This window comes from Lentzea kristufekii (assembly GCF_033949925.1).
In the GTDB taxonomy this organism is placed as follows: domain Bacteria; phylum Actinomycetota; class Actinomycetes; order Mycobacteriales; family Pseudonocardiaceae; genus Lentzea; species Lentzea kristufekii.
The window spans coordinates 270997-292706 of the sequence record NZ_JAXAVV010000004.1; the positions used below are offsets into that span (position 1 = coordinate 270997).

A 21710-nucleotide genomic window follows, 5' to 3' on the forward strand; every position below is an offset into this window, starting at 1 on the left:
TGAAGCAGCAGGGGTGGAACTCGGGCCCTACGAAGGAATCTCACCGAATCCGGCGGTGTCGCCGGTACGGCCGAAAGATCTGAACCATTGCCTGTCTCAGGCGGCGACCAGTTCCTTGTCCTTGGCCGGCGCCTTGACCTTGGGCTTGCGGTTCGGCAGCGACAGGCGGAACACCTTGTGCCACGCCGAGAAGACCTGCTTGGGCAGCGGGCCGGTCACGTAGTCCAGTTCGTACTTCTCGAACAGCGCCTTCACCTTGACCGCGACCTCGGCGTACCGGTTGCTCGGCAGGTCCGGGAACAGGTGGTGCTCGATCTGGTGCGACAGGTTGCCGGTCATGAAGTGCATGGCCTTGCTGCCGCTGATGTTCGCGGAGCCCATCATCTGGCGCAGGTACCACTGGCCGCGCGTCTCGCCCTTGATCGAGCGGCGCTCGAAGGTCTGCACGCCCTCGGGGAAGTGCCCGCACATGATCACCGAGTGCGACCAGATGTTGCGGACCAGGTTCGCGGTGAACGTCGCCGCGAGCGTGGTCAGGAACGACGGGCCCGACAGCAGCGGGTGGATCACGTAGTCCTTGAGCACCTGCTTGCGGATCTTGCGGCCCACGGCCCTGGCACGCGCCCGGAACTCCGGGTTGTTGCGGCGGCGCTTGTGCAGGTTCTTGCCGAGCTCCAGGTCGTACGCGGCGATGCCGTACTCGAAGAAGCACGCGTTGATGAAGTTCCACAGCGGCTGGCCCAGGTGCATCGGGTGCCACTTCTGGTCCTCGTCCACGCGCATGATGCCGTAGCCGAGGTCGTTGTCCTTGCCGATCACGTTGGTGTACGTGTGGTGCAGCTCGTTGTGCGAGTGCTTCCACTGCTCGGCCGGCGAGACGTGGTCCCACTCCCAGGTGGTGGAGTGGATCTTCGGGTCGCGCATCCAGTCCCACTGGCCGTGCAGGATGTTGTGCCCGATCTCCATGTTGTCCATGATCTTCGCGACGGACAGACCGGCGGTGCCGATGATCCAGGCCGGCGGGAAGAGCGAGAACAGCAGGATGCCGCGGCTGGTCAGCTCCAGCTTGCGCTGCACCGAGATGACCTTGCGGATGTAGGCCGCGTCCTTCTCACCACGACTGGCGATCACCTCGTCGCGAATCGCGTCGAGCTCGCGGCCGAGCTCCTCGATCTGCTCGTCGGTCAGGTGGGCGGTGGGATCGATGGCGGTCATGAATCTCGCTTTCCGGGAAGCAGTGGCTGGGGGAGGGCCACTTCGCGGGGGGAAGGAATGTCCGTGGTGGGCGCGCTGGCTAGCGTTCGAGTTCGCAAGGGCCCGCTGCGGCGGACACGCAGGTCTGGACGAGCACGTGGGCGGTGGGGCTGTCCTCGGCCTGGGTGATCTCGCCGGTGCGCAGGTCCCGCACCGCGCCGGACTTCAGCGGCGTGACGCAGCCGAAGCAGATGCCCATGCGGCAGCCGGACGGCATCAGCACGCCCGCCTCCTCACCGACGTTCAGCAACGGCGTGGCACCGTCGGCCTCGACGGTCTTGCCGGTCTTGCCGAACGTGACCTCGCCACCCTCGCCGGCCACGACCACGGTCGGCCGGAACCGCTCGGTGTGCAGGCGCTCGGCGATGCCGTGCTCCGCCCAGTGCGCCTCGGCGGCGTCGAGCAGACCGGCCGGGCCGCAGGCCCAGGTCTCGCGCTCGGCCCAGTCGGGCACGAGCTCGTCGAGCTTGGCGACGTCGAGCATGCCGTCGGTGTCGGTGTGCAGCTCGACCAGCTTCAGCGCCTTGTCGGCGACCAGGTCGTGCAGGTCGTTGCGGAAGATCACGTCTTCCTCGCGCGGCGCGGAGTGCACCATCACGACGTCGGCAAGGCGCGAGTCGCGCAGCATGCCCATCGCGGGCGTGATGCCGCTGCCGGCCGTCAGGTAGAGCACCTTGGCGGGCTTGGCTGCGGGCAGGACGAACTCGCCGGTGGCCTGGTCGAGCTGGATCACCGTGCCGGGCTTCGCCTTGCGGACCAGGTGGTTGCTGACCTTGCCGTCGGGGATGGCCTTCACGGTGATCGTGATGCGGCCGTCCGCGCGGCTCGTCGGCGACGTGACCGAGTACGCACGCCACAGGCGCACGCCGTCGACGTCGATCCCGATCCGGATGTACTGACCGGCGACGTGACCGCGCCAGCCCTTGCCGGGCTTGATCACGATCGTCGCGGCATCGTCTGTCTCGCGGTGTACGGCCTCGATGCGGCCGCGCAGGTCAGCACCTGCGCGGAGGGGACTCACCAGGTCGAGGTAGTCGGACGGCAGCAGCGGCGTCGTGACCAGCTCAAGCAGTTTCCACGCCCTGCTGCGGAGGGCGGCACTCGTCATGTCTCCAGCTTGATGCGCCCCAGGGCGTAAAGTCCTGTCCGTAGGACGTGAATCTGCCGGGCTGGATTGTTCGCGGGGAACAAATCGTGAGTCACGCAATGCAGAGGGCCACCGAACTTGCCCTCGATGAGAAGACCGTGACCGCGTTGCGGGCGGTCCTGAGGCCGACCGCCGACGAGGTCGTCCGCGCCATCATCACCGAGGTGCCGAGCTACGCCAACGCACTTTCCGGACGTATGGGTGGCACCATCCGCCGTGCCGTTCGCACGGCGCTCGGACTGTACTTGGACCTCGCGAGTGGGACAGGCGGGGGCGGCGACGCCAGCGACGCGGCCTACGAACTCGGCCGCGGCGAGGTGCGCGACGGCCGTTCGATGGACGCGTTGCTCAGCGCGTACCGCGTCGGCGCCCGCGTGGCCTGGCGAGGCCTGGCCGCAGGCGCCGTACCAGCGGGTCTGCCCGCCGCGGAGGTGGCGAAGTTCGCCGAACTGACCTTCGCCTACATCGACGAGCTGTCCGCCGCCAGCGCCGCGGGCCACGCCGACGAACTGGCAGCGCGAGGCCTCGCCCACGAGCGCCACCTCGAACAACTGGCCCGCGACCTGCTGGCCGGCGCGAGCGCCGAGGTCCTGCTGGCCTCCGCCGGACGCGCCGCCTGGCAGCCGCCGACCACGCTGACCGTGGTCCTGCTCCCCGCGTTCCAGGCCCGCCCCGCCTACCGCTCGCTGGACCCCGGCACCCTCGTTCTGGACGACCTGCCGGACTCGACCGGCGTGCTGTTCGTCCCCGACGCCGACCGCGCCCACCTGCTACGACAGCTCAGCCACCGCCACGCCGTCGTGGGGCCCGCGCGTCCATGGATGCGTGCCTCCGCCTCGTACGAACGGGCCGTACGCGCGCGCTCCCTCTCCTCTGACATCCGCGACACCGAGGAGCACCTCGCCTCTCTCGTGCTGAGCGCGGACCCGGATGCCTACGCCGACCTGCGCGCCCGCGCCCTGGCACCCCTGCTGGCACTCCCGGCCACCACGGCCCGAAAGCTCGAGGAGACGTTGCGCGCCTGGTTGCTGCACCACGGCCGGCGCGAGGAGGTGGCCGCCACCCTGTTCGTGCACCCGCAGACCGTCCGGTACCGGATGGGGCAGCTCCGTGACCTCTTCCCGGACCTAGGGTCTCCGCAGCGGGTCTTGGAGCTGACGCTGGCCGTGGGCCTGCCTCCGACGGATTAGTTTCGGTCAACACTGAAGCTATTATTCAAATTGCTGTGGCACACACCACAGCTGGGCGAGAACCTGGGCGTCGATCTCGACGTCCTGCGGAGTGTGAGAGCCATCCGGGGTGAGGCCGGCCTCGACGAGGAGCAGCTCGTGCGCCGAGTCGCACGAGGTGACCGCCGCGCGTTCGAAGAGCTGTACCGCCGCACCTCGCCGTGGCTGACCGTGCGGCTGCGCAGACGTTGCTCGGACGAGCAGATCGTCGCCGAGGTGCTGCAGGAGACCTACCTGGCCGTGTGGCGGGCCGCGGACGCGTTCGCCGGCGCCGCGTCAGGCGGCACCGCGGTCGGCTGGCTCTGGACCATCGCCGCACGCAGGCTGATCGACGCGTTCCGCCGCCGCGCACACCACGCCACACCACCCGCCGCAGCCGCCCCCGCCCCAGCCGCCGCGGCCGACGAGGAGGTGCTCGACGGAGTGGTCGGGGACGAGGTGGGCGACGCGCTGCGCCGCCTGGCGCCGGAGCTGCGGCAGGTGCTGCAGGCGATGGTGCTCGACGGGCTGTCGGTGCGAGAGACGTCGGTGCTGCTCGGGGTGCCGGAGGGCACCGTCAAGACCCGCGCCCGGCGGGCGCGGATCGCGATGAGGGAGGCCCTGGCATGACCGCTCATGGCGCCGTGGCGACCAACAGCACCACCAGCCACCGCCCTGATCCGCTCGGCAGCACGGCGGCCACCCGCTCCTCCGGCCTGCCCAACGCCACCGCCGTCCACCGACCCGACCCCATCAGCTGCCAATCCGGCACGCCCGACAGCACCGCCGCCTCACACCGGCCCGGCCCGCCTGACGGCACCACCGCCACCCACCGACCCAGCAGCACCACTCGTCAGCCCGGTCCGCCCAACGACCCCGCGGCCCCCCACTCCCCCACCAGTGCCACCCCCGTCCACCGCCCCAGCCCGCCCGAGCACCCGCACAACGCGACGCAGGAGGCGCGACCATGACCACCAACCACCCCAGCGACCACCTCCTGCACCGCTACTCCCACAGCGACGACGACATCCCCGCCGACGAGCTGTGGGCCGTCGAATCGCACCTGGAAACCTGCGCCCCGTGCCGCGCGAGGCTCGCCCCCGAGCCGATCGCCGAGGCCGTGTGGGCCAACCTCTCGCCGCTGCTGGACCACACCCCGCAGATGCCGCGCGCGCGGGCCTGGCGGCGGGTGCACGGGTGGGTCTCGCCTGCGGCGGGGCCGTGGCTCGCGATGATCCTGCTGGTCATCGCCGCCGCCGTCGCGCTCGACCGGGCCGGGTTCGCGGTGGGCGACAGGGTGTCGCTGGTGCTGCTGGTCGCGCCGGTCCTGCCGGTGCTCGGCGTCGCGGCAAGCTGGGGGCGGTCGCTGGACCCGGCGTGGGAGCTGACCGCCGCCACGCCCCGTGCGGGGTTGCCGCTCGTCTTTCGCCGGACGGCGGCGGTGCTGGCCGTGGTGGTGCCGGGGCTGGCGGTGGCGAGTCTGCTGACGGACGCCGGGTTCGCGCGGTGGTTGTTGCCCTGTCTGGCGTTCACGGTCGGCACGCTCGCGCTCGGGACGCTGATCGGGGTGACGCGGGCCGCGGTCGTGCTGATCGCGGCGTGGGCTTTGGCGATCGTGGCGCCGACGATCGCGTTCAGCCGCACTGCCGTCGCGCTCGGTCCGGCTGCGGCGCCGGTCTGGATCGCGTTGCTGGGTGCCAGTGTGGTGGTGCTCGCGGTGCGGAGGATGGCGTTCACGCGTCTGGAGGCGAACCGATGACCGCGCCCACCACTTACGCCTGGGAGATCGAGGCTCGCGAGCTGCGGGTCAAGGCCGGGCGGCGGATGGCCGTCGACGGCGTCACGCTCACCATGGGGCGTGGCGTGCACGGGTTGCTCGGGCCGAACGGTGCCGGCAAGACGACGCTCATCCGTGCGCTCGCGACCGTGCTGAAGCCGCACTCGGGCGCACTCTCGATGCTCGGCGGCACGGACCTGCGTTCCCTGCGCCGCCAGGTCGGGTACCTGCCGCAGGAGTTCGGGCACTACCGGCGGTTCACCGTGCGGGAGTTCGTGGCGTACGTGGCGTGGCTCAAGGAGATGCGGGACATCCCGGCGGCCGTGCAGCGCGCCGTCGAACGGGTCGGGCTCGCCGATCAAGCGGACGACAGACTGAAAACGTTGTCCGGCGGCATGATCCGGCGCGTCGGCATCGCGCAGGCGATCGTGAACGACCCCGAGATCCTGTTGCTCGACGAACCGACGGCCGGTCTCGATCCCGCCCAGCGGCTCAGGTTCCGCGAGCTGCTCACCGAAATCGGCACCGACGCGTGCGTGGTCGTCTCGACCCATCTGGTGGAGGACGTCGCTGCCGCGTGCACGGACGTCGTGCTGCTGTCCCGAGGAAAACTCGTCTTCCAGGGCACCCCGGACCAGCTCGCGGCGCAGGGCACGGAGCGGCACGCGGGCGACAGCCCGCTCGAACGCGGCTACAGCGCTCTGCTCGGCATCCCAGGCCGGCCCGGCAGCTGGTGACCGCCGTCACAGCATTCCGAGAACCTCGCGACCTCCGCCGCCGTCTAGCCCGTCAAGAGCGAAAACACTTGAGGGAGAACAGGATGCAGGCGATCCAAGCCGACAACCTGGTGGTGCGCGTGGGCGGGCGCAAGGGCCGCGACGCGGTGAACGGACTCAGCCTCGGGCTCGGCCGCGGCGTGCACGGGCTCCTCGGTCCGAACGGCGCGGGCAAGACCACGCTGATCCGCACGCTGGCGACGGTGCAGTCCCCCACCTCGGGCACGTTGTCGTTGCTCGGCACACCGGCGAACGGCAAGCTGAGGCCCGTCCGGCGCAAGCTCGGGTATCTGCCGCAGCACTTCGGCTACTACAAGCGCTTCAAGGTGCGGGAGTTCGTCGAATACCTGGCGTGGCTGAAGGAGATGCCACCAGCACGCATCCCGAAAGCCGTGCGGGAGGCACTCGAACGGGTCGGGCTGACCGACCGCGCCGAGGACCGCATGAAGTCTTTGTCCGGCGGCATGGTCCGCAGGGTCGGCATCGCGCAGGCGATCGTCAACGACCCCGAACTGCTGCTCCTGGACGAACCGACGGTCGGCCTGGACCCCGCGCAACGGCTGCGGTTCCGCGAACTCGTCGTCGAACTGGGCCGGGAAGCCTGCGTGCTGATCTCGACCCACCTGGTCGAGGACGTGGCGGCGGCGTGCACGGACGTGGTGCTCGTCGACCAGGGATCCCTTGTCTTCCAGGGAACTCCGGCTGATCTCGCCACCGCAGGCACGGCGACGCACGTCGGCGACAGCCCGATCGAACGCGGCTACTCGGCACTGATCAGCGCGAAGTCCGGCGGGGGTGCCTGGTGACCGGACTGCGCATCGAACTGCGGCGCTCGACCGCGCTCTGGGCCGGGCTGCTCGTGCTGGTGTCCGGCACGGGAATGCTGCTGCTGGTCACGTCCGAGAATGCGAAGTGGCCGGCCAACTCGACGTCGGCGGTGCTCGAACTCCGCCTGCCCCTGGCCTACGTGTGGGCACTCGTGGTCGGATTCGCCGTCCTGCAAGGCATGCGGGACAGCCGCGCCCAGGTGACCGAGCTGTTCACCGCCACCTCCCGCCCCGGCTGGGTCAGGCTCGGCACGCTCGCCTCGGCGGTGGCGGGTGTCGTCGCGGTGGCGGGTGCGCTGCTGTGCGCGGGCCTGGTGGCCAAGGTCGCGCTCGGCGGAGGGTTCGTCTCGACCGGGTTCGTCCCGCTCATGGTGACCGTGGTGCTCGCCCTCGCTTCGAGCGTTCTGCTGGGACTCGCGGTGGGCCGGTTCCTGCCGCACCCGCTGACCGTGCCGGTGGCGCTGGTCGCCACGTTCATGGTCTCGACCAGCGCGGCCCGGGCGCTCGAAGCGCGCTCGCCCGACGACGAGATCTCCCGGCCGGCGCTGCTCACGCCCGTCCTCGCCCCGCCGAGCTCGGACCTGGTCACGACCTCGACGTCCGTCGACCTGGGTCAGATCGTGTGGTTCACCGGCCTGGGCGTGACGGCGTTCCTCCTTCTCGCCGCACGAACCCACCTCGGCCGGCTGGCCGCGCTCGTGCCGGCCGGTCTGGCGGTCGCCCTCGCCCTGTCGATCATGCCGGTCAGGTACTCCGAGGTGCTGGTGACCGACTCGATCGCGGGCAAGCTGGTCTGCGAGGGCACCGTGTGCCTCAGCCAGGTGCACGCGGCCAGTCTGCCCGCCGTCGCCGCGGTCGGCCGTGACGTCCTGACCAAGCTGTCGGTGCTGCCCGACCCGCCTTCCGAGGTCCGGGAGGACACGTCGGCGATGGCCCACCTGACCGCGCCCCAACGCGATCGCCGCATCGTCTACCTGCAGTCGCAGGGCTTTCCCAGCCCGCTGAGCATGACGGGTGACCAGCTGCGACTGGAACTGCTGGCCGGTGCGGGCGTCGCCGGTTGTGCCGGCCCGAACACCTTCGACACCAGCGGGGGCGTCGTCCGCTACGTGACCGCCGGGTACTTCGACGGGGAACTGGCCGAGCTGGCCTCCGAACCCCTCATGTGGAACAACACCCGGCTGCGGGGCGAGATCGACGAGGCGTGGCGGCAGTTCCGCGGCCAGCCCGCGCAGGAGCAGCTGAACCGGGTCGTGCGGGCGCGGCAGATGTTGCTGGCGTGCGAGGACTCCGACCGCGTGCTCGACGTGCTGAGGGCAGGCCGATGAGGCCGCTCGCGCTGTACGCGCGGTCGCGCGAAGTCCCTGCGGCACTTGTGGTCCTGCCCGTCGTGGTGCTGATCGCGTGGTCGGCGCTGCACTCGCCGTGGACACCGCTCAGCGCGTCGCTGACGACGCTGGCCGCCGTGCTGGTGACGACGGCCGGTCTCGCGGGCCAGGACCCGGAACTCGACAGGTCGACCGCCGTCCCGTGGCCGTTGTGGCGCCTCGGGCACCTCCTGCTCGCCGCGGCGGTGGCCGCGACCTCGGTGCTGCTGGTGCAGGAACTCGGCGGCGAACCGTTCGACGCCGCGTTCGTCGTCCGCGACACCGCGGGCATGATCGGTCTGGCCGGCCTGGCGGCGGCGGTGGCCGGAGCCCGGCTCGCCGCCACCGCGCCGGTGCTGTGGTGGGCGGTGGCGGCGATCATGCCGCCCGCCGGGTCGGCGCTCGGCCGTGTCGTCACGTGGCCGGTCGGTGCCCCGGACGACGCGCTGACCCGGTGGACGGCGGGGGTGCTGTTCGTGAGCGGGATCGCCGCGTACAGCGCACGTGGCGCACGCCGCTAAACGATGGTCTCCAGCGCGATGTAGTCGGCGATCGCCCGCTGTCCCTTGATGTTCACGTGGACGCCGTCACCGACGTCGTACTGGGCGTTGACGCTGTTCGGCTCGACCGGGTCCTCCAGCACCTGGTCGAAGTCCTGCACCGAGGCGCAGGTGTCCGAGCAGTCGCCACCGCGCTTCACGAAATCGTTGACGGCGTGGCGGTCCACGTTGTTCTGGTCGCTGTAGCCGGGCCGGGGCGTGATCGGGGTGACGTGCACGGCGATCCCGGCCTCGCGCAGCCGCTGGAACACCGCGCGGTAGCTGGTGACGATGTCGGCGGCGGTGCAGCCGTTCGCGAGGTCGTTCGTGCCGTAGTAGTAGATGACATCGGTGACGCCGTGCAGCGCCAGCACGTCCCTTTCCAGCCGTGCCAACGCATCCAGACCGACGAACGGCGCCGGGGTGTTCGGGCAGACGGAACTGGTGGTGCCGCTGATGCCGGCGTTGGCGACGGCGAGCTGAGGGCCGGACGAGGCGGTGATGCGGCGGGCCAGCACGTCGGCCCAGCGCTTGTTCGTGCCGAGCTCGGTACAGCCGGGGCCGCAGTCGGTGCTCCCCACGCCGTCGACGACCGAGCTGCCGAACGGCACGACCGTCCCCTTCAGCCGCGGGTTGAGCACGTCGACCGCGCTGACCAGGTAGGTCGACCGCACCGTCTGCGTGTACGCGGCACCCTGGCCGGCGGTGTGGTCGCCCGAGCCGGGCGGGGTCAGGTAGTTGTCGCGGAACGCGGAGTCGTGCCGGCCGGGCACGACCTCACCCGCGACGTGCATGCTGACCGCGAGATCGGTGTCCGGCCTGGTGGTCAGGGACGTGCGGTCGCTCCACATCTCGCCGCCCGCGGGGATCGTCACCGTGCGGCGGCCTCCGAACGTCACGTCGCGCGTGCCCTCCACCGCCGCACCGCCCGCGCTCAGCGCGACAGTGGTCCGGTCGATCGTCAACGGCTGCCTGCCGAACGTGTTCTGCACCCGGATCCGGACCGCGCTGCCGCCCTGGCTGAGGTGCGTGATCATCCGCATCGACTGGTCGTGCAGCGTGACGGGGGCGAGGTTCTGCTGCGACTGCGCCCACGAGGTGAACCACACGGGCCGGTCCGCTAACGCCGCCGGTGTCAGCAGCGCACCCACAGCAACGATGGTCGACGCGATCGCGAGGTTCCGAGTTCTCATACCCCGGTCCTATCGCTTGGTGACGACCAAGTCACTTCTTGTAATCACCCGGTAAGACGCTAGGTGACCAGGCCGCGGCGATAGGCGTAGACGACGGCCTGCACCCGATCGCGCAGGTCGAGCTTGGTGAGGATGCGCGACACGTACGTCTTCACCGTCTCCTGGCTGATGACCAGGGCCGCGGCGATCTCGCTGTTCGACAGGCCCTCCGCGATCAGCCGGAGTACCTCGAGCTCCCGCGGCGCCAGCTGGGTCTCCGCGATCTCCCCGGCGGGCCGGATGCGCGCCGCGAACCTGCCGACGAGCTGCCGGGTCACCTCCGGCGCGAGCAGGGCGGCACCGCTCGCCACGGTCCGGATGCCGTGCAGCAGCTGGGCCGGCGGCGCGTCCTTGAGCAGGAACCCGCTCGCACCGGCCCGCAACGCCTCGTAGACGTACTCGTCGAGGTTGAACGTCGTGACCACGAGGACCTTGACGGGGTCGGGGACGCCGGCGCCCGCCAGCAGCCGGGTCGCCCCGATGCCGTCGAGCACCGGCATCCGCACGTCCATCACGACGACGTCCGGGCTCAGCCTGCCGGCGAGGTCGACCGCCGCGCGCCCGTCCCCGCACTCCCCCACGACCTCGAGGTCCGGCTGGGCGTCGATGATCGTGGCGAACCCGGTGCGGATGAGCGCCTGGTCGTCGCACACCAGCACGCGAACCGGTGCGGTCACGCCGGATTCCCCGCCGGGATGCGCGCCCTGACCACGAAGCCACCGTCGCGTTGTCCCGCCGAGAACTCGCCGCCCAGCACGTCGACCCGCTCGCGCAGCCCGGCCAGACCGCGGCCGCTGCCCCCGACCGCCGTGGACGACCTCGCGCCCTCGGTACCCACCTCCACGGTGATTTCCCTTTCGCCGTAACGCACGTGCACGTTCGTCGGGTTGCCGTGCGCGTACTTCAACGCGTTCGTCAGCGCCTCCTGCACGACCCGGTACGCGACGGCCTCGGCGCTGCCCGCGTCCCGCGTCGCCTCGCCCTCCTCCGCGAACTCCACGGGCTGCCCGGCCAGCCGCGTCTGCTCGACGAGCGTGCGCAGGTCTCCGAGCCTCTCCGTGCTGTGGTCGGGGTTCAGCAGGTTCAGCAGGTGCCGCAGGTCGGTCAGCGACCGCCGGCCGGTGTCGGTGATCGCCTGCAACGTCTGGTCCAGCCGGTCGGGGGCCGCGGTGAGGTACCGCGCGGCCTCCGCCTGCACCACCATCGCGGTCACGTGGTGGGTCACCACGTCGTGGAGCTCGCGGGCGATCAACGTCCGTTCCGCGACACGGGTCGCCGCGGCGACGTGCCGGCGGCGTTCCTCCTCGGCGGTGCGCGAGAGCCGCAGCCACGCGCCGATCGCCCACAGGGCGGCCACTGCCAGGTAGAACGTGACGAACCCGGCCACACCTTCCGTGGCTCCGTTCAGTTCCAGCGCGACGGCCAACCCGACGTACCCGGTGGAGAGCGCGATCACGGTGCCGCGCCGGTGGTGCGACAGGTGCAGCCCGGCACTGATCAACGCGATCGACAGGGCCGTGCCGGCGACGGTGTGGTAGCCGCGCAACTGGTCGACGGCGAACGCGACCGACACCACCGCGAGGCAGACGAGAGGCCACTTCCGGCGGACGACCAGCGGCAGGCACTCCAACGCGATCACCGCGATCGCGAGGGCGTCGAACGGCCGGTTCGGCAGCCCGCCGAGCTGAGTGCCCTTGTCGTGCAACGCGGGCACCAGCGATGCCAGCACGAGCAGCAACGCCAGTGGCGCGTCCTGGACGCGAACGTCCCAGGCGCGCCACCGCTGAAGGCTGATCACGCGGCGACAGTAGCGGCCGGCGCGGTACGGCGACGGCGCGGCATGATGTTGCCGCGGCGCTTCGCCAGCCACAGGAACGCCGCCGTGACGACCAGGCCGGCCAGCACCGAGTACACGCTCGCCTCCGGCCCGAAGTTCCCACCGGTGACGAGCGCGGGACCGGACGTGACACCGTCCAGCAGCCCCTGCGGCGCGTCCTGGCCGGAGACGCTCGTGCTGAAGATGCCGCCCTGGGCGAAGTTCCACGCGAAGTGCACCCCGATCGGCACCCACAGGTTGCGCGTGGCCACGTACGCGGCGCCGAGCATGAGCCCTGCCTCGATCGCGATGGCGAGCGAGCTCCACACCGTGGCGTTCGGGTTGAAGATGTGCGCGAAGCCGAATACCAGTCCACTCAGGACAAGGGAGAGCCACGTGCCGAGGTGCTCCTCGACGATGCGGAACACGACGCCGCGGTACATCAGCTCCTCGGTCACCGCGACGGCGACCATGAACCCGAAGATCGCGATCATGCCGGACACCGAACCCCAGCCGCGCACCTCGTACCCGCCGAGGAAGGTGATGTTCAGGATCACCGCCCCGAACATGGCGAGTCCGACGAGGACACCGCGGCCGAGAGCGCCCGCGGCGATCTTCAGCGAGACCTCGGTGGGCTCCCGGCGTTCGGTCTTGCGCACCACCCAGGCGTACGCGGCCAGCGCCAGCGCCGCCGCGACGACACCGGCGACGAGCGTGAGCGGCGCGTTCCACCCCAACGCCTGCACGCCGGTGGCACCCACGAACGAGACGACCGCGACCAGGAGGAACTGCTTCAGAAATCGCATGGCCGGAACGTTAGGGATTTCGCGCCTCTGGAACGTCACCGTGCGGTGGACATTCGCGTGTAGCTCCTACGGGGGACACCGGGTCGCTTGGAGATGCAGAGGCTTTGAGTGCCGCGGACAGCCAGGCGAACGGCATGAACTCGGCGGACTCCTTCGCGGTCCCGTCGATGGTCGCCACCAGCGACTGGTACCGGGTGTACGGATCGGTGGACGTGGCGGCCTCCTCGATCGACTCGAGGTACATCCGTTCGATGCCGAGCACGTCGGCCGCCAGCTTCTCGCGGTACTCACGACTGTCCGGGATCTCGGTGATCTCGCCCATGTGAGCCGCGTGGAGACCGGCGATCTCGCGCCCCAGCGGCGAGTCCGCCGGCTCACCGGCCTGCTGCGCCTCCTGCGCCCGCACGAGGATCGCGCCTCCCCGTTCGAACACGCCCACCATCTCCGCCGACGTCATCATCGCGGCATCGGGCGCGGAGAAGGTCTCGCGCAAAGCCTCGCTCACCTGACGGCGGAAGTCCGCGTCCTGCAGGAGGTTCGCCAGCTCGATCCACGCCTCCAGCTGCTCGGTGGACGGCTCGTCCGGCAGGACCAGACGGCCGTTGCGCATGAGCCCGAGGAACTCGGGGCTGACTTCGAGGCCCTCGCTGATCTCGTTCCAGAAGTCGTCGAACAGCCGATCGCGCTCCTCGTCGGACATGCCCACCAGCTTGTGCATGAGGATCACCTGGTCCGCCTCGGTGTGCTGCCGGGCGATCGTCCTCAGCACCGCCCGCCTCGACCGGATGCGCCGGGCCTGCTCGTCCAACCGTGACAGGTGCGCGGTGGCGAGTTCGGACAGCGTCACCCGTCCCTCCAGCAGGCGCCGGATGTCGTCCAGGCCCGCGTCCAGTTCGCGCAACGTGCTGACGAACTCCAGCCGGGCGATCGCGTGGACGTCGTAGAGCCGGTGTCCGGCCGCGGTGACCTCGGCTGGGGTAACGATCCCCTGGTCGGAGTAGAACCGGATGGCGCTGACGCTCAGCCCGGTCCGGCGCGCCACCTCTCCGATCGTGTACAGCCTGATGTCGTTCATGAGGCCACTATCGGACCTCAAGCGGCTTGAGATGCAACCCACACGATCGACTTACTTGAGCATTACCAACCCTTTACCTATGCTGACCCCCGAGGGGAGTACTTCCCAAGCGTCTGCCCGGTCAGTACGGACACCCCGAGGTGTCCTCGGGAGGCCACCCGCACCGGGTGAAGGAGACCTCGAACGATCATGTTCGAGGAGGCTTTGTGCCCGTGCAATCCGTGGCGTCGCCCGGTCTGTGGTTCGTGAGCATCGCGGCGCTGCTCGCCCTGCTGGTGGTCGACTTCCTGGTGACCCGCCGCCCGCACGAGGTGTCCGTCAAGGAGGCCGCGGGCTGGTCCGTCTTCTACCTCGCGCTGCCGCTGGTGTTCGGGCTCTGGCTGTGGTTCGAGTTCGGCAGCGGTCAGTCGCTGGAGTTCGTCACCGGGTTCGTGGTGGAGAAATCCCTCTCGGTGGACAACCTGTTCGTCTTCATGCTGCTGCTCGCCGCGTTCAGCGTGCCGTCGGAGATCCAGCAACGCGTGCTGCTCTACGGCATCGTCGGCGCGTTGGTGCTGCGCGGCATCTTCATCGCGGCCGGCGCGGCGATGCTGTCGGCCGGGACCTGGGCGTTCCTGGTGTTCGGGCTGGTCCTGTTCGCCTCGGCGCTGAAGATCCTGCACTCGGCCCTCGCCGGTGAGCCGGCCGCGAAGGACACCTCGAAGATGCTGTCCGTGCGCCTGCTGCGCAGGCTGATGCCGGTCACCGACGACTACCGTGGCACCAGGATGACCGTCCGCGAGAACGGCCGGAGGGCTCTCACCCCGCTCGCGATCGTGGTGGTGGCGATCTTCGCGACCGACGTCGTGTTCGCGATCGACTCGGTGCCGGCCGTGTACGGCATCACCGAGGACCCGTACCTCGTGTTCACCACCAACGCGTTCGCGCTGCTCGGCCTGCGGGCGCTCTACTTCGTGCTGCAGTCGTTGCTCGCCAAGCTCGTGCACCTCAACCACGGGCTCGCGATCATCCTGGCGTTCATCGGGGTGAAGCTGGTGCTGCACTGGGCGCACGGCGTGTGGCCGGCCGTGCCGACGATCCCGACCCCGGTGTCGCTGGGCGTCATCGTGGCGACGCTGGGCATCGTCACCCTGACCAGCCTGCGTTCCCGGCGCGAGGAAACGGTCCCCAGGCCGTAAGTTCGGTGGATGCAGGAACAGCCTTGGGCCATCGAGGTGCGCGGCGCGCGGGTGCACAACCTCCAGGACGTCGACGTCACGGTGCCGCTGCGCCGGCTCGTCGCCATCGCGGGCGTGTCCGGATCGGGCAAGTCCTCGCTCGCGATGGGCGTGCTGTACGCCGAGGGGTCGCGGCGCTACGTCGAGGCGCTGTCGACGTACACCCGCCGCCGGATGTCCCAGGCACCGCGGGCGGCCGTCGACAGCGTCCGGCACGTCCCGGCCGCCCTCGCCCTGCGGCAACGGCCGGGCGTGCCCGGGGTGCGCAGCACGTTCGGCACCTCCACCGAGCTGCTCAACGTGCTGCGCCTGCTGTTCTCCCGGCTCGCCTCGCACCGCTGCCCGAACGGCCACAGACAGGAACCCACGATCGCCGTGGCGCAGGAGCTGGACCTGACCTGCCCGGTCTGCGGCGTCACGTTCACCCCGCCTGGTGCGGAGTCGCTGGCGTTCAACTCCGACGGCGCGTGCCCGCACTGCACCGGGACCGGCGTGGTCCGGGAGATCGACGAGGACCGGCTGGTCCCGGATCCCTCGCTCACGATCGCCGGCGGGGCGGTCGCGCCGTGGTCGCTGTTCGGGCTGGCCGTCATGCCCGAGGTCGTCGGGGAGTTCGGCGTGCGCACCGACGTGCCGTACGCCGATCTCACCGACGAGGAACGCGAGATCGTCCTGCACGGTCCCGCGGAGAAGCGGCAGATCCGCGTGCCGTCCAAGGCCGGCAGGCTGTTCGACCTGAACTTCACCTATCGCAACGCCCGGGTGGCCGTCCAGGAGGCGATGGACAACGCCACCACCGAACGCGGCCTGAACCGGGTCAACAGGTTCATCACCACGCAGACCTGCCCCACCTGCCACGGCACCCGGCTGAGCCCGCAGGCGCTCGCCCCGCTGGTCGGCGGGATCAACCTCGCCGAGGCCACCGCGAAGACGCTGGACGACCTGGTCGCCTGGGTTCCGCTCGTGGTGGAGTCCCTGCCGCCGGACATGCTCGCGATGGCCCGGAGCATCACCGGTCAGCTGCTGGGGACCGCGCGGCGGCTGGTCGAGCTCGGCCTCGGGTACCTGAGCCTCGACCGGGCGTCCTCGACGCTGTCCACCGGCGAACGGCAGCGCGTGCAGCTCGCGCGGGCGGTGCGCAACGAGACGACCGGCGTGCTCTACGTGCTGGACGAACCGTCCATCGGCCTGCACCCGTCCAACGTGGACGGACTGCTCGGCGTGGTGCGGGACCTGTTGCGGGACGGCAACTCCGTGGTGCTCGTCGACCACGACGTCCAGGTGCTGCGCGAGGCCGACTGGCTGATCGAGATCGGTCCCGGTTCCGGAGCGGAGGGCGGGCGCGTTCTCGCCACCGGCGACGTCACCGCGCTCGCGGAGCATCCGGACTCGTTGCTGGGCGGCTTCCTCGTCGGCCGCGAACCGGTGGTCGTGCGGTCACGGGCCGGCGAGGCCGAGATGTTCGAGCACGGCCGCATCCACCTCGCCACGCGTCCGCTGCACACGGTCCACGCGCTGGACCTCGACCTTCCTCAGGGGCGCCTCACCGCGGTCACCGGCGTGTCCGGTTCGGGGAAGACCACGCTGGTCCTCGAAAGCCTCGTGCCCGCGCTGGAGGCCAAGAACTCCGGCACCAGGCTGCCCGCCTGGGTCGAGGAGGTCGACGCCGGTTCGATCACGCGGGTGAACGTGGTCGACGCGACCCCCATCGGCGTCAACGTCCGCTCCACCGTCGCCACCTACAGCGGTGTGCTGGACGACCTCCGGCGTGCCTACGCGGCCGCCGCGGAAGGCTTGACGGCAAGCGACTTCTCCTACAACACCGGGTCGCTGCGGTGCCCGCGGTGCGAGGGCACCGGCGAGATCTCGCTCGACGTGCAGTTCCTGCCGGACGTCGACATCGCCTGCCCGGACTGCGGCGGCACCCGCTACTCCCCCGCCGCGAGCGGGTTCCGCCGCGCCGAGGGCGGGATCCCCCTGCCCGGACTGCTCGCGCTGACCGTGCGGCAGGCCGTCGAGCACGTGTGGGACATGCGCCGGGTGCGCACCCGGCTGCAGGCGTTGATCGATCTTGGTCTGGGCTACCTCACACTCGGCGAGGCCACCACCGCGTTGTCCGGCGGCGAGGCCCAGCGGCTGAAGCTCGCCTCCGAACTGGACCGGGACCAGGCGAACGCGCTGTTCGTGCTGGACGAGCCCAGCGTCGGCCTGCACCCGCTCGACGTCCGCACGCTGCTGTCGGTGATCGGGCGCCTCACCGACAGGGGCGCGACGGTCGTCGTCATCGAGCACGACCTCGACCTGATCGCCAACGCGGACCACGTCGTGGACATGGGCCCCGGAGGCGGAGCGGCGGGCGGCACGATCGTCGCCGCGGGAAGTCCGCAGCGCGTCATCTCGGAACCGGGCAGCCTGACGGGCCGGTACCTCGGCAAACACATCGCCGTCTAACGGACAAGTGTCCGATATCGTGGGCACATGCCTGCTCGCCCTGACACCGGCCCCGACTTCATCGAGGCGCTCGCCCGCGGCCTGGACGTGATCCGCGCGTTCCGGCCGTTGCGCCCGGTGATGACGCTCAGCGAGGTCGCCTCGGCCACCGGGCTCGCGCGACCGACGACGCGCCGCATCCTGCTGACGCTCGCCGAGCTCGGGTACGTGCGGCAGAGCGAGGCCGGCTTCGCGCTCACGCCTCGGGTGCTCGACCTGGGCGTCGCCTACGTGCGGTCGATGGGCCTGTGGGACGTGGCCCGGCCGCACATGGAACGGCTCTGCGCCCGCACCAACGAGTCCGTGTCGATCGCGCAGCTCGACGGGCCGGACATCATCTACGTCGCACGGGTCGCCGTGCCGAAGATCGTCACGCTGTCCGTGCAGATCGGCACGAGGTTCCCGGCTCTGCCGACATCACTGGGGAAGGTGCAGCTCGCCGCCCTGGCGCCGGACGAGCTGGAGGCCGTGCTCGCGCAGCCGACCCGGTCCGGGCTGACGTCGCGCTGGCAGCCGGACGCGGCCGAGCGCGACGCCGAGCTGCGGGACGTCCGGGCGCGCGGGTGGGCGTTGACCGACGAGCAGCTCGCGCTGGGCATCCGGTCGGTCGCGGCGCCGTTGCGCGACGGGAGCGGCAAGGTCGTGGCCGGGATCAACGTCAACTGCCACGCGTCCGAGACATCGGTCGAGCACATGGTCGAGCACCACCTGCCGCTCCTGTTGCAGGTCGCGGGCGAGATCAGCGCCGACTTCGCCCGGCTCGGCACGGTGCCGCACGAGGTCGTCGCGTCCTGAGGGGTTGACCAGCGGCCGTCGAAGGTTGACGATTCAACGGACACCTGTCCGCCAGACGGTCAAGGGAGTTCCCGATGGGTTCGGTCGTCCTGAGAAACGGCACTGTCCTGACCATGGACGGCCGCCAGCCGCTCGTCGACCACGACGTCCTCGTCGCCGATGACCGGATCGCCGCGATCGGGCCTCGGCTGGAGGTGCCGGAAGGGACCGTCGAGATCGACGCCACGAACGGCATCGTCATGCCGGGCATGATCGACACGCACCGGCACATGTGGCAGACGGCGATGCGCGGCTACGGCGCCGACTGGACCCTCACGCAGTACTTCGTCTGGTACTACCTGGAGTGGGGCAAGGCCTTCCGGCCCGAGGACGTCCACGCCGGCAATCTCCTGGGTGCGGCCGAGGCGCTCGACGCCGGTGTCACCACGACCGTCGACTGGTCGCACGGCCTGCAGACCACCGACCACGCCGACGCCGCCGTCGACGCGCTGCAGGCAGTGCCCGGCCGGTTCGTGCTGGCCTACGGCAACATCCAGGACAGCCCCGCCGCCTGGACCGCCACACCCGAGTTCCGGGACTTCGTCTCCCGCCGCATCACCGGCGACGACATGCTGGGCTTCCAGCTCGCGTTCGACGTCACGGGCGACCCGTCGTTCCCCGAGAAGGCCGCCTTCGAGGTCGCGCGGGAGCTCGGCGTCCCCGTCACGACGCACGCGGGCGTGTGGGGTGCGACGAACGACGACGGCATCAGGCTGATGTACGACAACGGCTTCATGACGCCGCAGTCGATCTACGTGCACGCGGCGACGTTGTCGGCCGACTCCTACCACCGCATCGCGGCGACCGGCGGCTCGATCTCCGTGTCGACCGAGAGCGAGCAGAGCGCGGGCCAGGGCTACCCGCCCACCTGGGAGATCCGCGAGCACGGCATCCCGGTGTCGCTGTCGATGGACACGTCGGTGTGGTGGAGCGGCGACCTGTTCTCCGCGATGCGCGCGACGCTCGGTGCCGACAGGGCCCGCGAGCACATGGCCGCGCACGCCAACAACGACACCGTCACGCACTCGTCGTTGCGGGCCGAGCAGGTCGTGCAGTGGGCGACGATGGGGGGCGCACGGGCGTTGGGACGCGCCGCGGACCTCGGCAGCCTCGAAGTCGGCAAGAAGGCCGACATCGTGCTGCTGCGCAACGAGGACTCCCCCGCGATGTTCCCGATCCTCAACCCGTACGGGCACGTGGCGTTCCAGGCGCAACGGTCCGATGTGGACACCGTGCTCGTGGACGGCCGGATCGTGAAGCGCGACCACAAGCTCGTCGGCGTCGACCTCGGCTCCATCCGCGCCAGGGTGTCGGACACCGTCGACCACCTGCGGGCGCAGCTCGGCGAGGAGGCGTGGGCGAAGGGCATGAACCCGGACATTCCGGAGTCCAAGGTTTTGGACAACCCCTACACCTACACCGAGTACCGCGGCGACACCCGGACGTCCGTCTGATGGGCCCTCTCGAAGGCCTGCTCGTCGCCGACTTCTCGCGCGTGCTGGCGGGCCCGTACGCGACCATGCTGCTGGCCGACATGGGCGCCTCGGTCGTCAAGGTCGAGGGACCGGCCGGCGACGAGACCCGCACGTGGATGCCGCCCGTCCGCGACGACGTCTCGACCTACTACCTGGGCGTCAACCGGGGCAAGCGGTCGATCGCGCTCGACCTGCGCACCGAGGACGACGCCGCGCTGGGACGGGAACTCGCCCGGCGCGCGGACGTGGTGATCGAGAACTTCAAGCCCGGTGGCCTCGCCAAGTACGGGCTCGACCACGCCTCGGTCAGCGCTGCGAACCCGCGGGTGATCTACGCGTCGATCACGGGGTTCGGTTCCGGGGAGGGCAGCCACGTTCCCGGCTACGACCTGATGGTGCAGGCGATCTCCGGGTTGATGAGCCTGACCGGTGATCCGGACGGACCGCCTTACCGCGCGGGCATCTCGGTGTTCGACGTGATGGCGGGCAATCACGCCGTGATCGGCATCCTCGCCGCGCTGCGCCACCGCGACTCGACGGGGCAGGGCCAGCTCGTCGAGGTGAACCTGCTGTCGTCGGCGCTGACGGGTCTGGTCAACCACAGCTCGGCGTTCGCCGCGGGCGGCGTCGTGCCGTTCCGGATGGGCAACGCGCACCCCAGCGTGTTCCCCTACGAGCCGTTGCCGACCGCGGACAACGACCTGATCGTCGCGGCGGCCAACGACGGCCAGTTCCGGCGGCTGTGCGAGGTCCTGGAGCTGCCCGAGGTGCCGGACGACCCGCGGTTCGCCCGCAACGCCGACCGCACGCGCCACCGCGAGGAACTGCGGCCGATCCTGGTGGAACGGCTCCGGACCCGTGGCGCCGTCGAGTGGTTCGACCTGCTCGTGGGGGCCGGGGTGCCGTGCGGGCCGATCAACACGATCGACGGCGGGTTCGCGATGGCCGAACGGTTCGGGCTCGACCCCGTCGTGGTGGTCGGCGACGTGCCGACGACCCGGCACCCGATCCGCTTCTCGGAGACACCGGCGGTCTACCGGCTGCCACCGCCCGAACTGGACGAGCACGGCGAAGAGCTGCGCGCATGGCTGAAGGAGGACCGTGACGGTCTATGAAACGGCGCTCGGCGCGTCCACGCCCGACACCATCACGTTGCTGGGCAAGGACCTCGCGCGTGACGTGATGGGCACCGTCGGGTTCGGCGAGCTGGCGTTCTGGCTCGCCACCCAGCGCAGGCCGAGCCCCGGCGAGACGCGGCTGTTCGAGGCGGTGCTGGCCGCGCTCGCCGACCACGGGTTCACGCCGACCGCCATCGTCAGCCGCCTGACCTTCCTGTCGGCCCCCGACTCCGTGCAGGGCGCGCTGGCGGCGGGACTGCTCGGCGGCGGTTCGCGGTTCCTCGGCGTCACCGAGGACGCGGGCCGGTTCCTCAACGCCGTGGTCACCGCCCACGCACCTCGCGAGGACTGGGACGCACTCGCGTTGGAAACCCTTCAGGCGCAAGGAAAAACCCGCATTCCCGGGCTCGGGCACCACGTGCACAAGCACGGCGATCCCCGCACCCCGCGCCTGTTCGAGATCGCCGAGGAGGAAGGCCTGGTCGGGCCGCACCTCTCGTTGTTCGCCGCGATCGGCCGCGTGCACCCGCAGGTGCTCGGCAGGACGTTGCCGCTCAACGGCGCCGGCACGTGCGGCGCGGTGCTCGCCGACCTCGGCCTGCCGCTGGAGCTGTTGCGGGGCTTCGCGTTGCTGGCCCGCACCGCCGGGCTGATCGGGCAGCTCGCCGAAGAGCTGCGCAACCCCGTCGCCAACCAGATCTTCCTTTCCGTCGATGAGAACACCAGGTCCGTCGCGCCTGTCGAGGAGTGAG

At 70.6% G+C, this 21710-nt stretch carries 21 protein-coding genes; 13 read left to right on the forward strand and 8 right to left on the reverse strand.

All coding sequences use genetic code 11. The features are described from left to right. Nucleotides 1-96 precede the first annotated feature (96 nt). Nucleotides 97-1215: a fatty acid desaturase family protein gene (locus SK571_RS10505; protein ID WP_319983834.1), complete on the reverse strand. Its 1119-nt coding sequence runs from the start codon at nt 1213-1215 to the stop codon at nt 97-99. 79 nt (nt 1216-1294) lie between these two features. Further along, entirely contained in the window at nt 1295-2362 is a 1068-nt protein-coding gene (locus SK571_RS10510; RefSeq protein WP_319983835.1) for a ferredoxin reductase, read from the reverse strand. Between the two features lie 137 nt (nt 2363-2499). On the opposite strand from SK571_RS10510, the gene SK571_RS10515 reads away from it, so the two are divergent. Continuing rightward, nucleotides 2500-3591 (forward strand): helix-turn-helix domain-containing protein, encoded by a 1092-nt coding sequence (locus SK571_RS10515; RefSeq protein ID WP_319983836.1) that lies wholly within the window; start codon nt 2500-2502, stop codon nt 3589-3591. A gap of 102 nt (nt 3592-3693) precedes the next feature. Beyond that, nucleotides 3694-4239, forward strand: coding sequence for an RNA polymerase sigma factor (locus tag SK571_RS10520; RefSeq protein WP_406601966.1), 546 nt, complete (start codon nt 3694-3696; stop codon nt 4237-4239). A 4-nt stretch (nt 4240-4243) separates the two neighbouring features. Here SK571_RS10520 and SK571_RS10525 read toward each other — a convergent pair whose 3' ends face one another. Then, nucleotides 4244-4456, reverse strand: coding sequence for a hypothetical protein (locus SK571_RS10525; protein ID WP_319983838.1), 213 nt, complete (start codon nt 4454-4456; stop codon nt 4244-4246). A 120-nt stretch (nt 4457-4576) separates the two neighbouring features. On the opposite strand from SK571_RS10525, the gene SK571_RS10530 reads away from it, so the two are divergent. The 5 genes from SK571_RS10530 to SK571_RS10550 all read left to right on the forward strand — a co-directional run bounded on the left by SK571_RS10530 (nt 4577) and on the right by SK571_RS10550 (nt 8877). Next, nucleotides 4577-5368, forward strand: coding sequence for an anti-sigma factor family protein (locus tag SK571_RS10530; protein WP_319983839.1), 792 nt, complete (start codon nt 4577-4579; stop codon nt 5366-5368). Next, entirely contained in the window at nt 5365-6123 is a 759-nt protein-coding gene (locus SK571_RS10535; RefSeq protein ID WP_319983840.1) for an ABC transporter ATP-binding protein, read from the forward strand. Before SK571_RS10530 ends, SK571_RS10535 begins: the two co-directional genes overlap by 4 nt. Nucleotides 6124-6206: 83 nt before the next feature. Then, nucleotides 6207-6968 carry an ABC transporter ATP-binding protein gene (locus tag SK571_RS10540; protein ID WP_319983841.1) on the forward strand — a complete coding sequence of 254 codons (762 nt, stop codon included), beginning with the start codon at nt 6207-6209 and terminating at the stop codon, nt 6966-6968. Next, a complete protein-coding gene (locus SK571_RS10545) occupies nt 6965-8317 on the forward strand; it encodes a hypothetical protein (protein WP_319983842.1) in 1353 nt (450 codons plus the stop codon). Before SK571_RS10540 ends, SK571_RS10545 begins: the two co-directional genes overlap by 4 nt. After that, the gene (locus tag SK571_RS10550; protein WP_319983843.1) at nt 8314-8877 is read left to right on the forward strand and encodes a hypothetical protein; all 564 of its coding nucleotides are present in this window, start codon (nt 8314-8316) and stop codon (nt 8875-8877) included. Before SK571_RS10545 ends, SK571_RS10550 begins: the two co-directional genes overlap by 4 nt. Here SK571_RS10550 and SK571_RS10555 read toward each other — a convergent pair. From SK571_RS10555 to SK571_RS10575, 5 genes are read right to left on the reverse strand one after another with little or no spacing between them, the layout of a single operon-like run. Then, nucleotides 8874-10088 carry a GDSL-type esterase/lipase family protein gene (locus SK571_RS10555; RefSeq protein WP_319983844.1) on the reverse strand — a complete coding sequence of 405 codons (1215 nt, stop codon included), beginning with the start codon at nt 10086-10088 and terminating at the stop codon, nt 8874-8876. The two genes, SK571_RS10550 and SK571_RS10555, sit on opposite strands and share 4 nt — an antisense overlap. 59 nt (nt 10089-10147) lie before the next feature. Next, nucleotides 10148-10804, reverse strand: a complete 657-nt coding sequence (locus SK571_RS10560; protein ID WP_319983845.1) for a response regulator transcription factor — start codon at nt 10802-10804, stop codon at nt 10148-10150. Beyond that, complete coding sequence (locus SK571_RS10565; protein ID WP_319983846.1) at nt 10801-11925, reverse strand: sensor histidine kinase; 1125 nt, start codon at nt 11923-11925, stop codon at nt 10801-10803. Before SK571_RS10565 ends, SK571_RS10560 begins: the two co-directional genes overlap by 4 nt. Continuing rightward, a complete protein-coding gene (locus SK571_RS10570; protein WP_319983847.1) occupies nt 11922-12749 on the reverse strand; it encodes a CPBP family intramembrane glutamic endopeptidase in 828 nt (275 codons plus the stop codon). Before SK571_RS10570 ends, SK571_RS10565 begins: the two co-directional genes overlap by 4 nt. 10 nt (nt 12750-12759) lie before the next feature. Next, entirely contained in the window at nt 12760-13824 is a 1065-nt protein-coding gene (locus tag SK571_RS10575) for a MerR family transcriptional regulator (RefSeq protein ID WP_319983848.1), read from the reverse strand. A gap of 206 nt (nt 13825-14030) precedes the next feature. Between SK571_RS10575 and SK571_RS10580 the strand changes: the two genes are divergently transcribed. The 6 genes from SK571_RS10580 (at nt 14031) to SK571_RS10605 (ending at nt 21709) form a co-directional block, all read left to right on the forward strand. Further along, nucleotides 14031-15002 (forward strand): TerC/Alx family metal homeostasis membrane protein, encoded by a 972-nt coding sequence (locus SK571_RS10580; protein WP_319983849.1) that lies wholly within the window; start codon nt 14031-14033, stop codon nt 15000-15002. A 9-nt stretch (nt 15003-15011) separates the two neighbouring features. Further along, entirely contained in the window at nt 15012-17492 is a 2481-nt protein-coding gene (locus tag SK571_RS10585; RefSeq protein ID WP_319983850.1) for an excinuclease ABC subunit UvrA, read from the forward strand. A gap of 27 nt (nt 17493-17519) precedes the next feature. Further along, a complete protein-coding gene (locus SK571_RS10590; protein ID WP_319983851.1) occupies nt 17520-18326 on the forward strand; it encodes an IclR family transcriptional regulator domain-containing protein in 807 nt (268 codons plus the stop codon). A 74-nt stretch (nt 18327-18400) separates the two neighbouring features. After that, nucleotides 18401-19819 carry an amidohydrolase family protein gene (locus tag SK571_RS10595; protein ID WP_319983852.1) on the forward strand — a complete coding sequence of 473 codons (1419 nt, stop codon included), beginning with the start codon at nt 18401-18403 and terminating at the stop codon, nt 19817-19819. Further along, entirely contained in the window at nt 19819-20955 is a 1137-nt protein-coding gene (locus SK571_RS10600) for a CaiB/BaiF CoA transferase family protein (protein WP_319983853.1), read from the forward strand. The genes SK571_RS10595 and SK571_RS10600 overlap by 1 nt, the downstream gene beginning before the upstream one ends. Further along, nucleotides 20942-21709, forward strand: coding sequence for a citryl-CoA lyase (locus SK571_RS10605; protein WP_319983854.1), 768 nt, complete (start codon nt 20942-20944; stop codon nt 21707-21709). The genes SK571_RS10600 and SK571_RS10605 overlap by 14 nt, the downstream gene beginning before the upstream one ends. The last annotated feature ends 1 nt before the right edge of the window (nt 21710 follow it).

Excerpts from the sequence above, each read along its gene's own strand:
- SK571_RS10505 (WP_319983834.1), bottom strand. The coding sequence starts at position 1,215 with ATGACCGCCATCGATCCCACCGCCCACCTGACCGACGAGCAGATCGAG.
- SK571_RS10510 (WP_319983835.1), bottom strand. The coding sequence starts at position 2,362 with ATGACGAGTGCCGCCCTCCGCAGCAGGGCGTGGAAACTGCTTGAGCTG.
- SK571_RS10530 (WP_319983839.1), top strand. The coding sequence starts at position 4,577 with ATGACCACCAACCACCCCAGCGACCACCTCCTGCACCGCTACTCCCAC.
- SK571_RS10535 (WP_319983840.1), top strand. The coding sequence starts at position 5,365 with ATGACCGCGCCCACCACTTACGCCTGGGAGATCGAGGCTCGCGAGCTG.
- SK571_RS10540 (WP_319983841.1), top strand. The coding sequence starts at position 6,207 with ATGCAGGCGATCCAAGCCGACAACCTGGTGGTGCGCGTGGGCGGGCGC.
- SK571_RS10550 (WP_319983843.1), top strand. The coding sequence starts at position 8,314 with ATGAGGCCGCTCGCGCTGTACGCGCGGTCGCGCGAAGTCCCTGCGGCA.
- SK571_RS10555 (WP_319983844.1), bottom strand. The coding sequence starts at position 10,088 with ATGAGAACTCGGAACCTCGCGATCGCGTCGACCATCGTTGCTGTGGGT.
- SK571_RS10570 (WP_319983847.1), bottom strand. The coding sequence starts at position 12,749 with ATGCGATTTCTGAAGCAGTTCCTCCTGGTCGCGGTCGTCTCGTTCGTG.
- SK571_RS10575 (WP_319983848.1), bottom strand. The coding sequence starts at position 13,824 with ATGAACGACATCAGGCTGTACACGATCGGAGAGGTGGCGCGCCGGACC.
- SK571_RS10585 (WP_319983850.1), top strand. The coding sequence starts at position 15,012 with ATGCAGGAACAGCCTTGGGCCATCGAGGTGCGCGGCGCGCGGGTGCAC.
- SK571_RS10590 (WP_319983851.1), top strand. The coding sequence starts at position 17,520 with ATGCCTGCTCGCCCTGACACCGGCCCCGACTTCATCGAGGCGCTCGCC.
- SK571_RS10595 (WP_319983852.1), top strand. The coding sequence starts at position 18,401 with ATGGGTTCGGTCGTCCTGAGAAACGGCACTGTCCTGACCATGGACGGC.
- SK571_RS10600 (WP_319983853.1), top strand. The coding sequence starts at position 19,819 with ATGGGCCCTCTCGAAGGCCTGCTCGTCGCCGACTTCTCGCGCGTGCTG.